The 16,861-nt window shown below is 68.4% G+C and carries 13 protein-coding genes and 2 tRNA genes; 3 read left to right on the forward strand and 12 right to left on the reverse strand.

The annotated features are described in order from the left end of the window. Nucleotides 1-228 precede the first annotated feature (228 nt). Nucleotides 229-301: transfer RNA gene (locus tag OG407_RS26370), tRNA-Ala, on the reverse strand. A 180-nt stretch (nucleotides 302-481) separates the two neighbouring features. Between OG407_RS26370 and OG407_RS26375 the strand changes: the two genes are divergently transcribed. Both OG407_RS26375 and OG407_RS26380 read left to right on the forward strand, forming a co-directional pair. After that, complete coding sequence (locus OG407_RS26375) at nucleotides 482-1,030, forward strand: DNA-binding protein (protein ID WP_019055167.1); 549 nt, start codon at nucleotides 482-484, stop codon at nucleotides 1,028-1,030. 203 nt (nucleotides 1,031-1,233) lie between these two features. Next, nucleotides 1,234-2,778, forward strand: a complete 1,545-nt coding sequence (locus tag OG407_RS26380; protein WP_405861756.1) for a serine/threonine-protein kinase — start codon at nucleotides 1,234-1,236, stop codon at nucleotides 2,776-2,778. Between the two features lie 40 nt (nucleotides 2,779-2,818). On the opposite strand, the gene OG407_RS26385 is transcribed toward OG407_RS26380, so the two are convergent. Together OG407_RS26385 and OG407_RS26390 are read right to left on the reverse strand one after the other, a co-directional pair. Further along, a complete protein-coding gene (locus OG407_RS26385) occupies nucleotides 2,819-4,168 on the reverse strand; it encodes a hypothetical protein (protein WP_405861758.1) in 1,350 nt (449 codons plus the stop codon). A gap of 191 nt (nucleotides 4,169-4,359) precedes the next feature. Continuing rightward, complete coding sequence (locus OG407_RS26390) at nucleotides 4,360-4,488, reverse strand: DLW-39 family protein (protein WP_003999697.1); 129 nt, start codon at nucleotides 4,486-4,488, stop codon at nucleotides 4,360-4,362. Nucleotides 4,489-4,825: 337 nt separating this feature from the next. On the opposite strand from OG407_RS26390, the gene OG407_RS26395 reads away from it, so the two are divergent. Next, nucleotides 4,826-5,173: a DUF6344 domain-containing protein gene (locus tag OG407_RS26395; protein ID WP_405861760.1), complete on the forward strand. Its 348-nt coding sequence runs from the start codon at nucleotides 4,826-4,828 to the stop codon at nucleotides 5,171-5,173. A gap of 301 nt (nucleotides 5,174-5,474) precedes the next feature. Here OG407_RS26395 and OG407_RS26400 read toward each other — a convergent pair whose 3' ends face one another. The 9 genes from OG407_RS26400 to dnaN all read right to left on the reverse strand — a co-directional run bounded on the left by OG407_RS26400 (nucleotide 5,475) and on the right by dnaN (nucleotide 16,002). Beyond that, nucleotides 5,475-5,828, reverse strand: coding sequence for a hypothetical protein (locus OG407_RS26400; RefSeq protein WP_405861762.1), 354 nt, complete (start codon nucleotides 5,826-5,828; stop codon nucleotides 5,475-5,477). A 105-nt stretch (nucleotides 5,829-5,933) separates the two neighbouring features. Continuing rightward, nucleotides 5,934-6,010: transfer RNA gene (locus OG407_RS26405), tRNA-Ile, on the reverse strand. 148 nt (nucleotides 6,011-6,158) lie between these two features. After that, on the reverse strand, nucleotides 6,159-6,944 hold the full coding sequence (locus tag OG407_RS26410; protein WP_405861764.1) for a DUF3566 domain-containing protein: 786 nt from the start codon (nucleotides 6,942-6,944) through the stop codon (nucleotides 6,159-6,161). A gap of 18 nt (nucleotides 6,945-6,962) precedes the next feature. Then, entirely contained in the window at nucleotides 6,963-9,554 is a 2,592-nt protein-coding gene (gene gyrA / locus OG407_RS26415; RefSeq protein WP_405861766.1) for a DNA gyrase subunit A, read from the reverse strand. 42 nt (nucleotides 9,555-9,596) lie between these two features. Further along, nucleotides 9,597-11,657 carry a DNA topoisomerase (ATP-hydrolyzing) subunit B gene (gyrB, locus tag OG407_RS26420; RefSeq protein ID WP_405861768.1) on the reverse strand — a complete coding sequence of 687 codons (2,061 nt, stop codon included), beginning with the start codon at nucleotides 11,655-11,657 and terminating at the stop codon, nucleotides 9,597-9,599. A gap of 352 nt (nucleotides 11,658-12,009) precedes the next feature. After that, nucleotides 12,010-12,558, reverse strand: coding sequence for a DUF721 domain-containing protein (locus OG407_RS26425; protein WP_405861770.1), 549 nt, complete (start codon nucleotides 12,556-12,558; stop codon nucleotides 12,010-12,012). After that, entirely contained in the window at nucleotides 12,555-13,676 is a 1,122-nt protein-coding gene (recF, locus tag OG407_RS26430; protein ID WP_405861771.1) for a DNA replication/repair protein RecF, read from the reverse strand. The genes OG407_RS26425 and recF overlap by 4 nt, the downstream gene beginning before the upstream one ends. 79 nt (nucleotides 13,677-13,755) lie before the next feature. Then, a complete protein-coding gene (gene gnd, locus OG407_RS26435; protein ID WP_405861773.1) occupies nucleotides 13,756-14,631 on the reverse strand; it encodes a phosphogluconate dehydrogenase (NAD(+)-dependent, decarboxylating) in 876 nt (291 codons plus the stop codon). A gap of 240 nt (nucleotides 14,632-14,871) precedes the next feature. Further along, entirely contained in the window at nucleotides 14,872-16,002 is a 1,131-nt protein-coding gene (gene dnaN, locus OG407_RS26440; RefSeq protein ID WP_043676006.1) for a DNA polymerase III subunit beta, read from the reverse strand. Between the last annotated feature and the right edge of the window lie 859 nt (nucleotides 16,003-16,861).

The following is a 16,861-nucleotide window of genomic DNA, read 5'->3' on the forward strand; positions in this document are numbered from 1 at the left end:
TGATTACACGTCCGTATTCACACCAGCTCACACACCTCCCGCACACACGGGCACGCCATCCCCACATCACGCCGACGGCCGGCCCGAGTCCCCACCGACTCTGCCCGGCACCGATATTTGCGCAAACAACTGCAACGAATGATCACCCTTTACGTGACGCACGTCACTTCCTGGGCACAAAGAAACACCGGCCGGGCGCCACTGAGGGCGACCGGCCGGTGCGGAATGTGGAGCCTAGGGGAGTCGAACCCCTGACATCTGCCATGCAAAGACAGCGCTCTACCAACTGAGCTAAGGCCCCGCTAGAGAAGCGTCCGACCGGCAGAACCACACACCGGCGGGCTTCGGAGACCAGCGTACCGGGTCACCCCGGGTATCTCGCAAAAATTTGGGGGTCCCGGTGAACGACCACTCTCCGTAAGATGCTCGGCGTGGTTCGCTAGAGCGAACCGCGGTTTTGGGGAAGCGATGGGGAGACGCAATGGACGCCGCACAGCAGGAAGCCACCGCCAGAGCGCGGGAGCTGCAGCGGAATTGGTACGGGGAGCCTTTGGGGGCGCTCTTCCGTAAGCTCATCGACGATCTTGGGCTCAACCAGGCTCGTCTCGCGGGGGTGTTGGGACTGTCCGCGCCGATGTTGTCCCAGCTGATGAGCGGTCAGCGGGCGAAGATCGGCAATCCCGCGGTGGTCCAGCGGGTGCAGTTGCTGCAGGACCTGGCGGGACAGGTCGCGGACGGCAGCGTGAGCGCGGCCGAGGCGACCGAGCGCATGGACGAGATCAAGAAGTCCCAGGGGGGCTCGGTGCTCAGCAACACCACGACCACGACGAGCAGTTCGGGAGCGCCCACGGTCAAGCGGGTCGTCCGCGAGATCCAGTCGCTGTTGCGCTCGGTGGCCGCCGCGGGCGACATCATCGACGCGGCGGACACCCTCGCCCCGACCCACCCCGAACTGGCAGAGTTCCTCCGGGTGTACGGCGCCGGCCGCACCTCGGACGCCGTCGCGCACTACCAGTCCCACCAGAGCTGAGCCCACGGCCCGGCCGCCGATCGGGGGTTCGGCAGCCGGGCACGCGGCCGGTGGGGTGCACGAGGGGGTCGTGCCGCTCACCGGGAGCACGTGCGGAACAGCCGCGAGGGAGTCACATGAGGAACTGCCGTGAGGGGGAGTCGTATCGCTCGTCCCGGGGGAAGCAACGGGGGTAGCCGAAGGGGGAGGAGCGACGCACAGCCATGGGTGAGGTCTTCGCCGGCCGGTACGAACTGGTCGACCCGATCGGACGCGGTGGTGTCGGCGCGGTCTGGCGCGCCTGGGACCACCGGCGTCGCCGCTATGTGGCCGCCAAGGTCCTGCAGCAGAGCGACGCGCACTCCCTGCTGCGCTTCGTCCGGGAACAGGCACTGCGCATCGACCACCCCCATGTCCTCGCACCGGCCAGCTGGGCCGCCGACGACGACAAGGTCCTGTTCACCATGGACCTGGTGGCCGGCGGCTCGCTCGTCCATCTCATCGGGGACTACGGCCCCCTGCCCCCCGCGTTCGTCTGCACGCTGCTCGACCAGCTCCTCTCCGGTCTCGCCGCGGTGCACGCGGAAGGTGTCGTGCACCGTGACGTCAAGCCCGCCAACCTGCTCCTCGAAGCCACCGGCACGGCCCGCCCGCGCCTGCGTCTGTCCGACTTCGGCATCGCGATGCGGCTGGGCGAGGCACGCCTGACGGAGACCAACCTCGTGGTGGGGACGCCGGGTTACCTCGCGCCCGAGCAGATGATGGGCGCGGAGCCGGACTTCCCCGCCGACCTGTTCGCCGTAGGACTGGTGGCGCTGTATCTGCTGGAGGGGGCCAAGCCGGACTCCAAGGCGCTGGTGCAGTACTTCGCGGAGCATGGGACTCCGGGGGCGCCCAAGGGCATTCCCGAGCCGCTGTGGCAGGTCGTGGCGATGCTGTTGCAGCCCGATCCGCAGGCTCGCTTCCGGACGGCCACGGGGGCGCGCAAGGCGCTTGCCGCAGCCGCGGAGCTGTTGCCCGAGCCCGGCCCCGATGACGAGTTGATCGAGATCTTCGACCAAATCGGGCCGCTGCCTTCGGAGTTCGCACCCGAGGGTCCGCTGAAGCGGGCTTCCGGGGTGGACACGGGGTCGACGACGACTCCCTCGTCGGCCGGGTCTCCCGAACCCGAGAACGACCTGGGTGCCAGGGTCAGAGGTGTCGGCGATGCCGGCGTCGAAGGCCGTGAATCGGCCTGGCCCGGCACGGACTCCGTACCCGTGGATCCACGCCAGGGCATCGCCTCCCAGCCGACCCCGCCCCCAACTCCCACCCCGACTCCGGCCCGGCCGACTTCCCCGCCCCCTTCCCTGTCCTCGCCCCCGTCCCCGATGTCGGACACCGGCAGCTTCCATCTGCCGCCCCCGCAGGCCCCGTACGGACAACGGACGGACCAGGCACAGGCGGAGCAGGAACGTCAGGCGGCACATCAGACAGCCCAGCCCCACCAGGGCGGCCAGTACCAGCCGCCCATGTCCCCCTCGCCCCCGTACTCCTCCCCTCATGACCTGACGCATGTCCTGTCCTCCCCCCAGCCGCGTGCTGATCCCTCTACTGCTTCATACACCGCTCAGGTCCCGCGGGTTCCACCGTCGGCGCCGCCGGTTCCGCAGCACCGCGGCAGGCGGGCCCGCCGGCGTCCCGGGCCGCCCGCGAGGGTGACGATCCCGGTCCTGCTGCTCGCGCTGGCCTGCTACGCGGTGGGGTTCTGGGCGCTGACCCGCATCTGAACCTGAACCGTGGAATCCGAACCGGGAAAAGGTGGGGCGGTTACAGGGCCGCCGTCGAAGCCCGGCCCCGGCGCCGGGCCGACACCGTCCACACGCCGAGCGTGGCCAGCAGCACGGTGCCCGCGCCGATCCCGGCCACCGCGAGCACCTTCATCGCGGTGTCGCCGCCGCCCACGCCTCCCCCGGCGCTCCCTGTCACACCCGCAGCGCGGTCCTGTGCGGTGACGTCGAAGACGTTCCGGGGCTCGGGCCGGCCCGCGTACCCGGGACCGGCATGCGCCGTACCGGCGACGCGCACGCGCAGGGTCACCGGGAACGGTCCCTGGCCGAAGTCGTCGGCCAGTTGGGCGTCGAGGTGCACGACGAGGTAGTACGACCCGGCGAAGCGCATCCCGTTCTCGTGGTCGACGACGGAGTAGCGGTTGCGGTACTCGACGGGCGGCAGGGGCTCCAGCGCCACCGACCTCTCACTGCCCCGGTAACCGAGGCCGGCCTGGTCGACGGAGGCGCGTACGGGGTTGTAGAGCGCCAGGTCCAGCGCACGGTTCACATAACCGCTGCCGCCGTCGGAAGCACCCAACTCGGCGGTGACGGACAGCTGTTGGCCCCAGTCGACCGGCACCTTGTAGAAGAGGGTCCGGCCGGGTCCTATGTCGTCCCGCCACGCGCCCTGCCCGACGGCGACCGCCCCGGCGAAGCCCGATCCGCCCGCACGGCGCCGGGCCTCCCCCGTGACGGCTTCGGGTGACGTGGAGTCCCAGACCTGGGGCGCGTCGGTCGCGCCGGCCTGGGCCAGTGCGGGTTCCGACACCGCGGTGAGTTCCAGCCCCCAGGTGTCCGACGAGGAATCCGACGCGTCGACGCGTTCGACGAGCACGTAGTACTTGCCGCTCCCCTTGCACAGCGCCTTGCCCGCCTCCCGTACGGCCCAGGCGGTCACGGGGTGGGGACTCCGGCCGGCCCCGAAGGTGGCGCTCCGGTACGTGCAGCCGGAGCCCTTGGCGTTCCGCATCGACACCTTGATGCCGTCGGTGGCGGCGACGGTGGTGCCCGCCGGAGGCACGGCGGTCACGGAGACATAGGCGTTCGACGTGGCGTCGAGATCAAGGCCGTAGTAGACGCCGGCCCCCTTCGAGAGGGAACTCCTGTACGTCCCACCGGGTTTCAGTTCTTCGGCGTCCGCGGTGCCGCTCGTTCCGTCGACAACCCGGTCGCCCTTGTCGTAGCCGTAGGAGCTGGACGACCCGGCCGCCACGGCGGGCCGGTCCGTGAGGGCGGCCGTCGCGCACAGGACCGCGGCGAGGACCACGACACGTCGTACGGCCCCGGCGACGGGCGTACGGCCGCCCTGTGCCCGCGTCGTCCGCCACCACGCCGTACGCCGCCCCATCACACGCCACCCCTCGTCGTTGCTCCGGACGTGGCCCATCCTGCCCCGCACGCGCGCGTGGCATCCCGGCAACGCGGACGAGTGTCCGAAACGCCGGGGTCGTGGCGGCCGTACCCGCACCGGGGCAGGGGCGCAACACAAAGCCCCGACCGCCAGGCGGTCGGGGCGTGCTCAGAACTGGATCTCGGTACTCACGAACCCGTGGGCACGGAGTCGGTCGCCTCCGTCCACAGATCCTGCTCGGCGCGATCCGCCTGGATCTGGCGGTACACGAGGAGCCCGCCGATGGCGGCCAGTGCGACCAGGAGAAGCTTCTTCACCGCGCGACCTCGTCTTTCCTTGACGTAGGGGACCTCTGTCGCCCGACTATACACACCGACCGAGACCGATCAGTGACCTGCGTCCGGGGTCAACTCCCGCCCGGGACAGCGCAGTAGGAGCGGACGCGACCGCTCCGATCTGAGGGTGATCACATCCCCACGGACGGTTACTTCGCCCTCCTTTCGCGTATCTTCGGCCGTTTTATGGCTCATTGCACCCATTCGAGTGGTGTTCATCAGAACATCGACGCGCCAGGGGCGTCGGTCCACCACTTCGCGACCCCCATACACATCATGAGGAAAGTACGCAAATCGCCCAACCTGAAAGTGAGGGGCCATGGCCCAGATCAAGGTCCAGAAGTTGTGGAACGCCTTCGTCACCGGCTTCCTGGCACTGTGCACGGCGCTCGGACTCATCACGGTCACCGCGACGGTCGCCGCCGCGACTCCGCGGACCGAGGCGGCGAGCACCAGCGCGGTCGCCGAGCAGACGACACCGGCGGTCTCCCCCTGGTCCTTCACCAGGTCACTGCCCCCCACGATGAAGCAGCGCATCCGCGCCGAGGCCCACGGCAAGTCCCCCAGCTGCCGCCACCGCCCGCCGACGGACACGGACGAGACGACGGAGACGGCCGACGCGCTGGAGCCGGACCACGCCGAGCCGGGAGCCCCGCTCCAGCGCTGACCGAAGTCGCTCCAGCACTGCCTCGGGCCCCCTCCAGCACTGCATCAGGCCGAGCCCCTCAGCACTGCCCTCAGGCCCGTCCAGCGCTGCCTCCGGCCCCTCCAGCACTGATCTGCGCGCCGACACCCCGGCCCGCGAGTCTCCCTGGCCTTACCTGACTTGCTCGACCTGCCCAACCTGCCCAACCGACCGCCCTCTCTGACACAGCGGCGAACTTGCGTACAAAGCTCCAGAGACAACACAGAGGACCCCGAGAACCCCTGGCCCACCGTGGCCGGGGGTCTTCCGGCGTGCGCGCGACTCAGCCTTCCCCGGCCCCACCGAACGGCCCGTCCGTGCGGACCAGAATCCCGGGGCAATCCGGATCGACCACGCCTGTGTAGGGGCTGGTCCAGAAGTCGCGCCGGGTGCGCGGCAACGGCACTTCCGCAAGCCGGCCGTCATGGATCATCCACACGCCGAAGCAGTCGTCCTCCTCGTCGTGGATCAGCACCTGAACGGTGTGCGGCGACGGCCAGGGCAGCGACTCAAGGTGCCCCAGCAGCCCTGCCCATCGGCTCCGTCGCACGAACTCGATGGCCCAGCCCCCGAACATGCCGTGGGCGATGTCGACGAACTGACCTGTCCACGGGCGGCTTTCGTCCCGCTCGGTCATCACCGGCCACCAGGAGGGCGCGGCAACCGAAATTCCCCGGGCTTGATCCGTCCTGCCCGTAGACGCCAAAGACCCCCAACCGCAACCGGTTGGGGGTCTTCGTGCTGGTGGGGCTAACAGGATTTGAACCTGTGGCCTCATCCTTATCAGGGATGCGCTCTAACCAACTGAGCTATAGCCCCGCCGCGCTGTGCGGAGTGTGTCCCGCGCGCTGACTCCTGAAGATTAGCGCACGACATGGGCAGTCCCAAAATCGATAGTCACAGGACCGTCGGCAGGGGTTTCAACCCGCGTTCACCCTGCTTCTCGCCCGTCGTGTCGTCCGCCTTCTCACTCGTCCTCGGCGAGCGTCAGCTCGATGCCGCCGACGAAGCCGGCGGAGAGGTTGTAGATGAACGCGCCGAGCGTCGCGAGGGCCGTGGCCAGGACGACGTCGATGACCGCGATGATCCCGGAGAACGTCAGGACGTGCGGGAGGGACAGGAAGGACTGCAGGTCGAAGCCGTTCGACTCGTTCGAGCCGGTCGCCTCCGAGATCGTGCCGCCGACCGTCGAGAAGACCCCCATCGCGTCCATGACCATCCACAGCACCGCGGACGCCACGACCGTGCAGATGCCCAGCGCGATGGAGAGCAGGAAGCTGACCTTCATCACCGACCACGGGTCGGCCTTGGCCACCCGCAGCCGCGCCTTGCGGGTACGCGGCGCGGTACGCGCGCCCGTACGCGGCCGCCGTACGGCACCGCTCTGGGCGGCGGCCGGCGACTGCGTGGGATAGGCCTGCGGCGGGTGGTACGGCCCCGCCGCCTGCTGCGGCTGACGCTCACCCGGCAAAGGGGAACCCGGCGGCGCGGCCGGTGCGGCGGGCTGGGCCGGCGCCTTGGCGCCCGGCGCGGCCGGGCCCGCCCCAGCAGACTGCTGCTGGGTCCCCGGACCTCGGGTGTCCGTCACAGTTCCCCCCTGGGATCCATGCGAGTCGGGCGAGTGCGCGTCCGTCTTCTTCACGTCGATCGCCCGCAGTTGGGTCGTGTGCGGATCTGTCGCGTTCGCGGCGGAGCCACGGCCGCCGCCGTCCGTGTCCGTACCGGTCGATCCGGCGCCCGTGGCTCCGCTCACGATGACTCTCTCCTCGTGCTACTCGTCCGAGGGTGCGTCACCCTCGTCCGTGCCGGTGGTCGCGACATCCTCGGTGGTCTCGTCGACGGCTTCGTCGCCGACGACTTCCTCCGCCTCGGGTCCCGCCTCGGCGTTACGAGCGATACCGACGACGGCATCGCGCTTGCCCAGGTTGATCAGTTGGACGCCCATGGTGTCACGGCCCGTCTCCCTGACCTCGTTGACTCGCGTACGAATCACACCGCCGGACAGCGTGATGGCGAGGATCTCGTCGGTCTCCTCGACCACCAGCGCGCCGACGAGAGAACCGCGGTCCTCGACGATCTTGGCGGCCTTGATACCCAGGCCGCCGCGACCCTGGACGCGGTACTCGTCGACGGCGGTCCGCTTCGCGTACCCGCCGTCTGTGGCAGTGAACACGAACGTACCGGGTCGAACAACATTCATCGAGAGAAGTTGGTCGCCCTCACGGAAACTCATGCCCTTGACACCGGAGGTGGCACGCCCCATGGGGCGCAGCGCGTCGTCCGTGGCGGTGAACCGGATCGACTGTGCCTTCTTGCTGATCAGCAGCAGATCGTCCTCGGACGAGACGAGTTCGGCACCGATCAGTTCGTCGTCGGAACCGTCCTCCGTCTCACGGAGGTTGATCGCGATGACACCACCGGAGCGGGGCGAATCGTAATCCTTCAGAGGCGTCTTCTTCACCAAGCCTCCCTTGGTGGCGAGGACCAGGTAGGGCGCCGCTTCGTAGTCGCGGATCGCGAGGATCTCCGCGATCGCCTCGTCCGGCTGGAAGGCCAGCAGGTTCGCGACGTGCTGCCCGCGCGCGTCCCGTCCGGCGTCCGGGAGTTCGTACGCCTTCGCGCGGTAGACGCGGCCCTTGTTGGTGAAGAACAGCAGCCAGTGGTGGGTCGTCGACACGAAGAAGTGGTCGACGATGTCGTCTTCCTTGAGCTTCGTGCCGCGGACGCCCTTGCCGCCGCGCTTCTGGGAGCGGTAGTCGTCCGCCTTGGTGCGCTTGACGTAGCCGCCGCGCGAGATGGTGACGACGATGTCCTCTTCGGCGATCAGGTCCTCCATGGACATGTCGCCGTCGAAGGGCACCAGCATCGTCTTGCGGTCGTCGCCGAACTTCTCGACGATCGCGGCGAGTTCCTCGCTGACGATGCCGCGCTGGCGGACCGGGGAGGCGAGGATCGCGTTGTACTCGGTGATCTTCGCCTGGAGTTCGTCGTGCTCCTGGATGATCTTCTGGCGCTCCAGGGCGGCCAGTCGGCGGAGCTGCATCTCCAGGATGGCGTTCGCCTGGATCTCGTCGATCTCCAGGAGGCCCATCAGGCCCGTGCGCGCGATGTCGACGGTGTCGCTGCGCCGGATCAGCGCGATGACCTCGTCGATGGCGTCCAGGGCCTTCAGGAGGCCGCGCAGGATGTGCGCCCGCTCCTCGGCCTTGCGCAGCCGGAACTTCGTACGGCGGACAACGACCTCGATCTGGTGCGCCACCCAGTGCCGGATGAACGCGTCCAGGGAGAGGGTCCTCGGCACGCCGTCGACCAGGGCCAGCATGTTGGCGCTGAAGTTCGACTGCAGATCGGTGTGCTTGTAGAGGTTGTTCAGTACGACCTTGGCGACCGCGTCCCTCTTCAGGACGATGACGAGGCGCTGGCCGGTACGGGACGACGTCTCGTCGCGGACGTCCGCGATGCCGCCGACCTTGCCGTCCTTCACCAGGTCGGCGATCTTCTGCGCGAGGTTGTCGGGGTTGGTCTGGTAGGGGAGTTCGGTGACCACCAGGCACTGGCGGTTCTGGATCTCCTCGACCTCGACGACCGCGCGCATCGTGATGGAGCCGCGCCCGGTGCGGTACGCCTCCTCGATGCCCTTGCGGCCGACGACGAGCGCGCCGGTCGGGAAGTCGGGGCCCTTGATGCGCTCGATCAGCGCGTCCAGCAGCTCCTCGTGGGAGGCCTCGGGGTTCTCCAGGCACCACTGGGCGCCCGCCGCGACCTCACGGAGGTTGTGCGGCGGGATGTTGGTGGCCATGCCGACCGCGATGCCCGCCGAGCCGTTGATCAGCAGGTTCGGGAAGCGGGCCGGCAGGACGGTCGGCTCCTGGGAGCGGCCGTCGTAGTTGTCCGTGAAGTCGACGGTCTCCTCGTCGATGTCACGGACCATCTCCATGGACAGCGGCGCCAGCTTGCACTCTGTGTAGCGCATGGCGGCGGCGGGGTCGTTGCCCGGGGAGCCGAAGTTGCCGTTGGAGTCCACCAGCGGCATCCGCATCGACCACGGTTGCGCGAGGCGGACCAGCGCGTCGTAGATCGAGGAGTCGCCGTGCGGGTGGTAGTTGCCCATGACGTCGCCGACGACACGGGCGCACTTGTAGAAGCCCTTCTCGGGCCGGTAGCCGCCGTCGTACATGGCGTACAGGACGCGGCGGTGGACGGGCTTGAGGCCGTCACGGACGTCGGGCAGGGCTCGCGACACGATGACGGACATCGCGTAGTCGAGGTACGAGCGCTGCATCTCCGTCTCAAGCCCTACGGGCTCTACGCGCTGGGTGATGACGCCCTCTTCAGGCGTACTGGGAGTGTTCTCGTCGGCCATTGCTGGTGAAGATCCTTCCTGATGCGGTCAGCTGAGACCGACTCAGATGTCGAGGAAGCGGACGTCCTTGGCGTTGCGCTGGATGAACTGGCGGCGCGCCTCGACGTCCTCGCCCATGAGGACCGAGAACAGGTCGTCGGCCTGCGCGGCGTCGTCCAGGGTGACCTGGCCGAGGACGCGGTGCTCCTGGTCCATCGTGGTGATGCGCAGCTCCTCGGCGTTCATCTCGCCGAGACCCTTGAAGCGCTGGATCGAGTCTTCCCTGATGCGCTTGCCGCTCTGCCGTCCCAGCTCGATCAGGGCGTCGCGCTCACGGTCCGAGTACGCGTACTCGAAGTCGTCACGGCCCCACTTGATCTTGTACAGCGGGGGACGCGACAGGAACACGTGCCCGGCCTCGACCAGCGGCCGCATGAAGCGGAACAGGAAGGTCAGCAGCAGGGTGCTGATGTGCTGACCGTCGACGTCGGCGTCCGCCATCAGGATGATCTTGTGATAGCGCAGCCTGGCGATGTCGAAGTCCTCGTGGACTCCGGTGCCGAAGGCGGAGATCAGTGCCTGGATCTCCTGGTTCTGCAGGATCTTGTCGATCCTGGCCTTCTCGACGTTGAGGATCTTTCCTCGGATCGGGAGGATCGCCTGGTACTGCGGGTTCCGGCCGGACTTGGCCGAGCCGCCGGCGGAGTCACCCTCGACGATGAAGATCTCGCACTTGGTGGGGTCGTTCGACTGGCAGTCGGACAGCTTGCCCGGCAGGGACGCCGTCTCCAGGAGGCCCTTGCGACGGGTGAGGTCACGGGCCTTGCGGGCCGCCACGCGCGCGGTGGCCGCCTGGATGCCCTTGCGGATGATGTCCGAGGCCTCGTTCGGGTTGCGGTCCAGCCAGTCGTTGAGGTGCTCGTAGACCGCCTTCTGTACGAAGGTCTTCGCTTCGGTGTTGCCAAGCTTGGTCTTCGTCTGGCCCTCGAACTGCGGCTCGGCCAGCTTCACCGAGATGATCGCGGTCAGACCCTCGCGGATGTCGTCGCCCGTGAGGTTGTCGTCCTTCTCGCGGAGCAGCTTCTTGTCGCGCGCGTACTTGTTGATCAGCGACGTCAGCGCGGCCCGGAAGCCCTCTTCGTGCGTGCCGCCCTCATGCGTGTGGATGATGTTGGCGAAGGAGTACACACCCTCGCTGTAACCACTGTTCCACTGCATCGCGACCTCAAGGGACAGGCTCTTGTCCTTGTCCTCCGCCTCCAGGTCGATGACGGTCGGGTGCACCACGTCCCCCTTGCGGGAGTTGAGGTACGTCACGTAGTCGACGATGCCGCCCTCGTAGTGGTACGTGACGGTCTTGACGTCGTCCTTCTCGTCCGCACCCGCCTCGTCGGCACCGGCCGTGGCCTTCGCCAGCTCGCGCTCGTCAGTGAGTTTGATCGTCAAACCCTTGTTGAGGAACGCCATCTCCTGGAAGCGCCGCGACAGCGTCTCGAAGGAGTACTCGGTGGTCTCGAAGACGTCCGGGTCGGCCCAGAAGGTGACCGACGTACCGGTCTCGTCCGTGGCCTCGTGCTGCGCGAGCGGGGCGGTCGGAACGCCCAGCTTGTAGTCCTGCGTCCAGCGGTAGCCGTCGGTCCTGACCTCGACCGCGACCCTGCTGGACAGCGCGTTCACCACGGACACGCCCACGCCGTGCAGACCGCCGGAGACCGCGTAACCGCCGCCCCCGAACTTGCCGCCCGCGTGCAGCACCGTCAGCACGACCTCGATGGCCGGCTTGCCCTCGGACGGGACGATGCCCACCGGGATGCCGCGGCCGTTGTCGATGACGCGCACGCCACCGTCGTGAAGGATCGTGACGTCGATGGTGTCCGCGTGCCCGGCCAGCGCCTCGTCGACGGAGTTGTCGACGACTTCCTGCACGAGGTGGTGCAGGCCGCGCTCGCCGGTCGATCCGATGTACATACCGGGTCGCTTGCGGACCGCGTCCAGCCCTTCGAGGACGGTGATCGCGCTGGCGTCGTACGAGGCGGTGACCTCGCCGTTCGAGGTGTGAGCCCCGCCGTTGGCGCCGGCGTCGGTGGAGGGGATGTTCTCGTTGGGGTTGCCGGAATCGGCCACGAAGCGCCCTTTCTGGCACAGCACAAGCCAGGCTCAGGCTGGTGGCCGGAGCGGCTGCGGCGTGTTGCGTTGGTAAGCCTTAGTCAGCGTTGCTCGGTGTCTGTCCCACAAGTGGGGCGGGATTGCTCCCAGTCTACCGGTAGCGCCGACATGGATGGGGGTTTGCCGGTACCTGAGTCCTCATGTGCCGCCCTCAACCGGTCTCTCCCGACTCCCCATATACGGAACGGGGCTCAAAGAGGCTCACGGAGGCACTCAGCGCTTCCGGGTGTCAACCCGTTGCTACTCCGGGGTCAGGTCGGTATTCGCAACCGCGTCCGTTCACCCGCCGGAGCCCGCGCTGTGATGTCAGTCACCCATAGGTGTCGCCGGGACCCGTGCTGCCGGGAGCGCGCAGGGGACCGTAGCGGCGGGGCGGCCCACCTGGGCCGTTCACCTTGAGGAGCTTCACCGTGCCGTGCCCCAGGTCCTCGTTCAGCCGGGCCACCAGCTGCGGGGCGAGAAGGCGCAGGTTCGTCGCCCAGGCCGTCGAATCGCAGCGCACGATCAGGACCCGCTCGTCCTCGTCGTACTTCTCCGGGACGCAGTGATTGGCCAGGTCCTCACCGACGATCTGCGGCCAGCGGCCCATCACTCCGCCCACCGCGGCCGGCGTCTCCCAGCCGCGCTCGTTCAGCAGCCGGTTGATCGCAGCACCGAGTGCCATCGGGTCGCGGCCGTCGGCGCGCGCGCCGGAGCGCAGGCCGCCGCGCCGCGCCTGCTTCTTCTGCTGCGCCGCGTCCCCACGCGCGCGTGCCTGTTCCTTCGCGGCACGCAGCGCCACGCGCGCGAGGTCGACGCCGGAGGGCTCGGGAGCCTTCTTGGGGGCGGGTTCCCCGCCCGCGGGCTGATCCGTCGTCATACGCGCTCCACCGCCCCCTCCGCAACGCTGTACCGCGTCCCCGCCAGGACATGCGGTACGTCGTCGTCGACCGCGGCCGTCACCAGCACCTGCTCGCCGGGCGCCACCAGCTCGGCCAGCCGCTCCCGACGGCGCGTGTCCAGCTCCGCGAACACGTCGTCGAGCACGAGCACCGGCTCATTGCCCTCACCCCGGAGCAGGTCGTACGACGCGAGCCGCAACGCCAGGGCGTACGACCAGGACTCCCCGTGCGAGGCGTACCCCTTGGCGGGCAACTGACCGAGTTTGAGAACCAGATCGTCCCGATGCGGTCCTACGAGGGTGACGCCTCGCTCGATCTCCTGCTTGCGCGCCTCCGCGATCGCCGCCATCAGCTGCTCGTAGAGGTCCTCACGCGTGTGTGCCTCACCCGGAGCCGACGGCTTGTACTCCAGGGCCACCGGGCCGCCCCCGGGGGCGAGTTGCTCGTACGCCTTGTCGGCGAGGGGCTGGACCGCGGCGATCAGATCGAGCCGCTGGGCGAGCAACTCGGCGCCCACGCGCGCGAGATGCTGATCCCACACGTCGAGCGTGGACAGGTCCATCGACCGCCCACCGTGCCGCCGCGCCAACGCGGCCGACTTCAACAGGGTGTTGCGCTGCTTGAGCACCCGCTCGTAGTCGGAACGGACCCCGGCCATACGCGGGGACCGCGCGGTGATCAGCTCGTCCAGAAAACGCCGCCGCTCCCCGGGATCACCCTTCACCAGGGCGAGATCCTCGGGCGCGAACAGCACGGTCCGTACGATGCCCAGCACGTCACGGGGCCTGACCTGCGAGGACCGGTTGATGCGGGCGCGGTTGGCGCGGCCGGGGTTCAGCTCCAGCTCGACCAGCTGCTGCCGCTCGCCCTGTCTCACCTGCGCCCGGATGATCGCCCGGTCGGCACCCATGCGGACCAGCGGGGCGTCGGAGGAGACGCGGTGACTGCCCAGGGTGGCGAGGTAGCCGATCGCCTCGACGAGGTTGGTCTTGCCCTGCCCGTTGGGTCCCACGAACGCGGTGACGCCGGGGTCGAGCGGGACGTCGACCCCGGCGTACGAGCGGAAGTCGGCCAGCGACAGATGCGTGACGTGCATGGTCGTTCGCCGACCTCCCCCAGGTTGTGGATCCACGGGCCGAGGCCTGTGGATCTGTGGATTACTTCGTCGTTGTGGACTACTTCGTCTCGACCGCGTGGCCGCCGAACTGATTGCGCAGCGCCGCGATCATCTTCATCTGCGGGGAGTCGTCCTGGCGGGACGCGAACCGCGCGAAGAGGGAGGCCGTGATCGCGGGGAGCGGCACGGCGTTGTCGATGGCCGCCTCGACGGTCCAGCGGCCCTCACCGGAGTCCTCGGCGTAGCCCTTGAGCTTGTCGAGGTGCTCGTCGCCGTCCAGGGCGTTGACGGCCAGGTCGAGCAGCCAGGAGCGGATGACCGTGCCCTCCTGCCAGGAGCGGAAGACCTCGCGGGCGTCGGTCACCGAGTCGACCTTCTCCAGCAGCTCCCAGCCCTCGGCATAAGCCTGCATCATGGCGTACTCGATGCCGTTGTGAACCATCTTGGAGAAGTGCCCGGCGCCGACCTTGCCGGCGTGCACGAAGCCGAACTCACCCTCGGGCTTGAGGGCGTCGAAGACGGGCTGGACCTTGGCGATGTTCTCGGCGTCGCCGCCGACCATCAGGGCATAGCCGTTCTTCAGGCCCCAGACGCCGCCTGAGACGCCGGCGTCGACGAAGCCGATGCCCTTGGCCCCGAACTCCTCGGCGTGCTTCTCGTCGTCCGTCCAGCGGGAGTTGCCGCCATCCACGACGACGTCTCCGGGCTCCAGGAGCCCGGCCAGCTCGTCGACGGTCGCCTGGGTCGGGGCACCGGCCGGAACCATCACCCAGACCACGCGCGGGCCCTTGAGCTTGCCCACAAGCTCTTCCAGGCTGTGGACATCGGCGAGGTCCGGGTTGCGGTCGTATCCGATGACGGTGTGGCCTGCGCGGCGGATGCGCTCGCGCATGTTGCCGCCCATCTTGCCGAGGCCGACGAGACCGAGCTCCATCAGTTGTTCCTTAGGGTGCGACGTGGCATGAAGGCACTTGCGTACCTGTGTCCGAGCCTAGACCCGGACGGTCATGCACACCTGTGGGCATACGCGCTCAGAAGTACCGAACCGTATGCCCCGACCTGCGGTGTTCTCGTCGACGCCGATCAGCCGCTGAGGCGGACCGGCATACTGCGACCTTGTGGGGGATAACCCCCACACCCCCAGCAGTCCTCCAGGGCGAGCCGACTCAGATTCTCAGCCGCTGAGGCGGACCGGCATGATCAGGTACTTGTAGGCCTCGTCCGCCTCGGCGTCCAGGGCCGGCTTGCCGCTGAGCAGCGCGGGCTTGGTGGACGTCGTGAACGACAGCTGGGCCACCGGGGAGTCGATGGCGCTCAGGCCGTCCAGCAGGAACGTCGGGTTGAAGGCGATCGACACGTCGTCGCCCTCAAGGTTCGCGTCGACGCGCTCCACAGCCTGTGCGTCGTCGCTGGAACCGGCCTCCAGGATCAGCACGCCCTGCTCGAAACTCAGCCGCACCGGCGTGTTCCGCTCGGCGACCAGGGCAACGCGCTTGACGGCCTCCACGAAGGGGGCGGTCTCGATCACCGCGATGGAGTTGAACTCCGTCGGGAACAGCGAGCGGTACTTCGGGAGGTCGCCCTCCAGGAGGCGGGTCGTCGTACGGCGACCGGCGCCCTCGAAGCCGATGAGGCCTTCTCCCGCGCCGGAGCCGGACAGCGCCAGGATGACGCTGTCGCCGCTCGTGAGGGCCTTGGCGGTGTCCAGGAGCGTCTTGGCGGGCACCAGGGCGACCGCGGACGCCTCCGGGTCCTCCGGCTTCCACAGGAACTCACGGACCGCGAAGCGGTAGCGGTCGGTCGACGCCAGCGTCACCGTGTCGCCCTCGATCTCGATGCGCACACCGGTGAGGACGGGCAGCGTGTCGTCACGCCCGGCGGCAATGGCCACCTGGGCGGCCGCCGAGGCGAACACCTCACCGGGGACGGTGCCGGTCGCGCCCGGCATCTGCGGCAGCGCCGGGTACTCCTCCACAGGCAGTGTGTGCAGCGTGAAGCGGGAGGAGCCGCAGACCACCGTCGCCCGTACACCGTCTGTGGAAATCTCCACCGGCCGGTTGGGAAGAGCGCGGCAGATGTCGGCCAGCAGTCGGCCGGAGACGAGGACCGTGCCCTCCTCCTCGACCTCCGCGTCGACCGACACGCGCGCGGAGACCTCGTAGTCGAAGCTGGACAGGCTCAGCTGCCCCTCCTCGGACTTCAGCAGGAGGCCGGCGAGGACCGGCGCCGGCGGACGGGCCGGGAGGCTGCGTGCCGCCCAGGCCACTGCCTCCGCGAGTACGTCGCGTTCCACCCGGATCTTCACTGTTGCCGCCTCCTGCTGTTGCCGGCGCTTCTCGGCCTGCCTGGCTTCGTCGTCTGTCTCGGTGTTGTCGGTCCCTGTGAGGGGAAGGACATCGGGGAACAGTCTGACGCACGGCACTGACAGTAGGTGCCTATCGGGGTCAAGTCGTGACGAGGGGCTGTCGGGCGACGAAGCGAGAGTTGTGCACAGGCCCCGCTTCGAAACGGTTTCCCAGCTCTCTCTAGTTGCTAGTAGTAGTAGGGGCTGTGGATACCGTGGATAACCGCGTTTTCGCAGCTCAGGGCGGGAATTTTGTCCACCGACCCTGTGGGCGACGGCGGTGGACAACCTCGGGTTTCTGTGGAGAACGGAAAGTTCTGCACACCCCATGCACAGCCGAGGGCCACTTCTCCCCAGCGCCGTCCCCAGCTTTACCCGCCTTTCCCACAGCCCAACCCGGCACCTTCGTGTGACGCCTTTCACTCGACACGGTGAGATGGCGCGTTGCGTTGCCGAACAGTGGACAGCGGTGTGGAGAAGCTGGTGATCGCTGGGGACAACCAGGCCCAGCCTGTGGGTTGTCGGTGGACAACTTGATCCACAGGCTGGGGATCAAAGATCTGTCCACAGCCTGTGGATATCTTTTGTCCACGAATCCACAAGCACCTGACCTGGTCTGATCGTCCCTCACCTCTGGCGCCTGTGGACACGATCTGGACAACTTCGCAGTCCCCAGGATGTGGACGGAAGAAAGTCGCCGAATCTGTGGAGGACGGCCGTAACCCGGCGGGTATTCGAACAGCGGGCACTCGGTCCGCGGGTTTGAAACGACGGCGAGCGGCTGCCGGATCGGCTCCGGACGGGCTCCGGAGGGGCTGAG

It is taken from the genome of Streptomyces sp. NBC_01515 (genome assembly GCF_045040345.1).
Taxonomy (GTDB): domain Bacteria; phylum Actinomycetota; class Actinomycetes; order Streptomycetales; family Streptomycetaceae; genus Streptomyces.

Excerpts from the sequence above, each read along its gene's own strand:
- OG407_RS26425 (WP_405861770.1), bottom strand. The coding sequence starts at position 12,558 with ATGACGACGGATCAGCCCGCGGGCGGGGAACCCGCCCCCAAGAAGGCT.
- OG407_RS26375 (WP_019055167.1), top strand. The coding sequence starts at position 482 with ATGGACGCCGCACAGCAGGAAGCCACCGCCAGAGCGCGGGAGCTGCAG.
- gnd (WP_405861773.1), bottom strand. The coding sequence starts at position 14,631 with ATGGAGCTCGGTCTCGTCGGCCTCGGCAAGATGGGCGGCAACATGCGC.
- recF (WP_405861771.1), bottom strand. The coding sequence starts at position 13,676 with ATGCACGTCACGCATCTGTCGCTGGCCGACTTCCGCTCGTACGCCGGG.
- OG407_RS26385 (WP_405861758.1), bottom strand. The coding sequence starts at position 4,168 with ATGGGGCGGCGTACGGCGTGGTGGCGGACGACGCGGGCACAGGGCGGC.
- OG407_RS26380 (WP_405861756.1), top strand. The coding sequence starts at position 1,234 with ATGGGTGAGGTCTTCGCCGGCCGGTACGAACTGGTCGACCCGATCGGA.
- gyrA (WP_405861766.1), bottom strand. The coding sequence starts at position 9,554 with ATGGCCGACGAGAACACTCCCAGTACGCCTGAAGAGGGCGTCATCACC.
- OG407_RS26400 (WP_405861762.1), bottom strand. The coding sequence starts at position 5,828 with ATGACCGAGCGGGACGAAAGCCGCCCGTGGACAGGTCAGTTCGTCGAC.
- OG407_RS26395 (WP_405861760.1), top strand. The coding sequence starts at position 4,826 with ATGGCCCAGATCAAGGTCCAGAAGTTGTGGAACGCCTTCGTCACCGGC.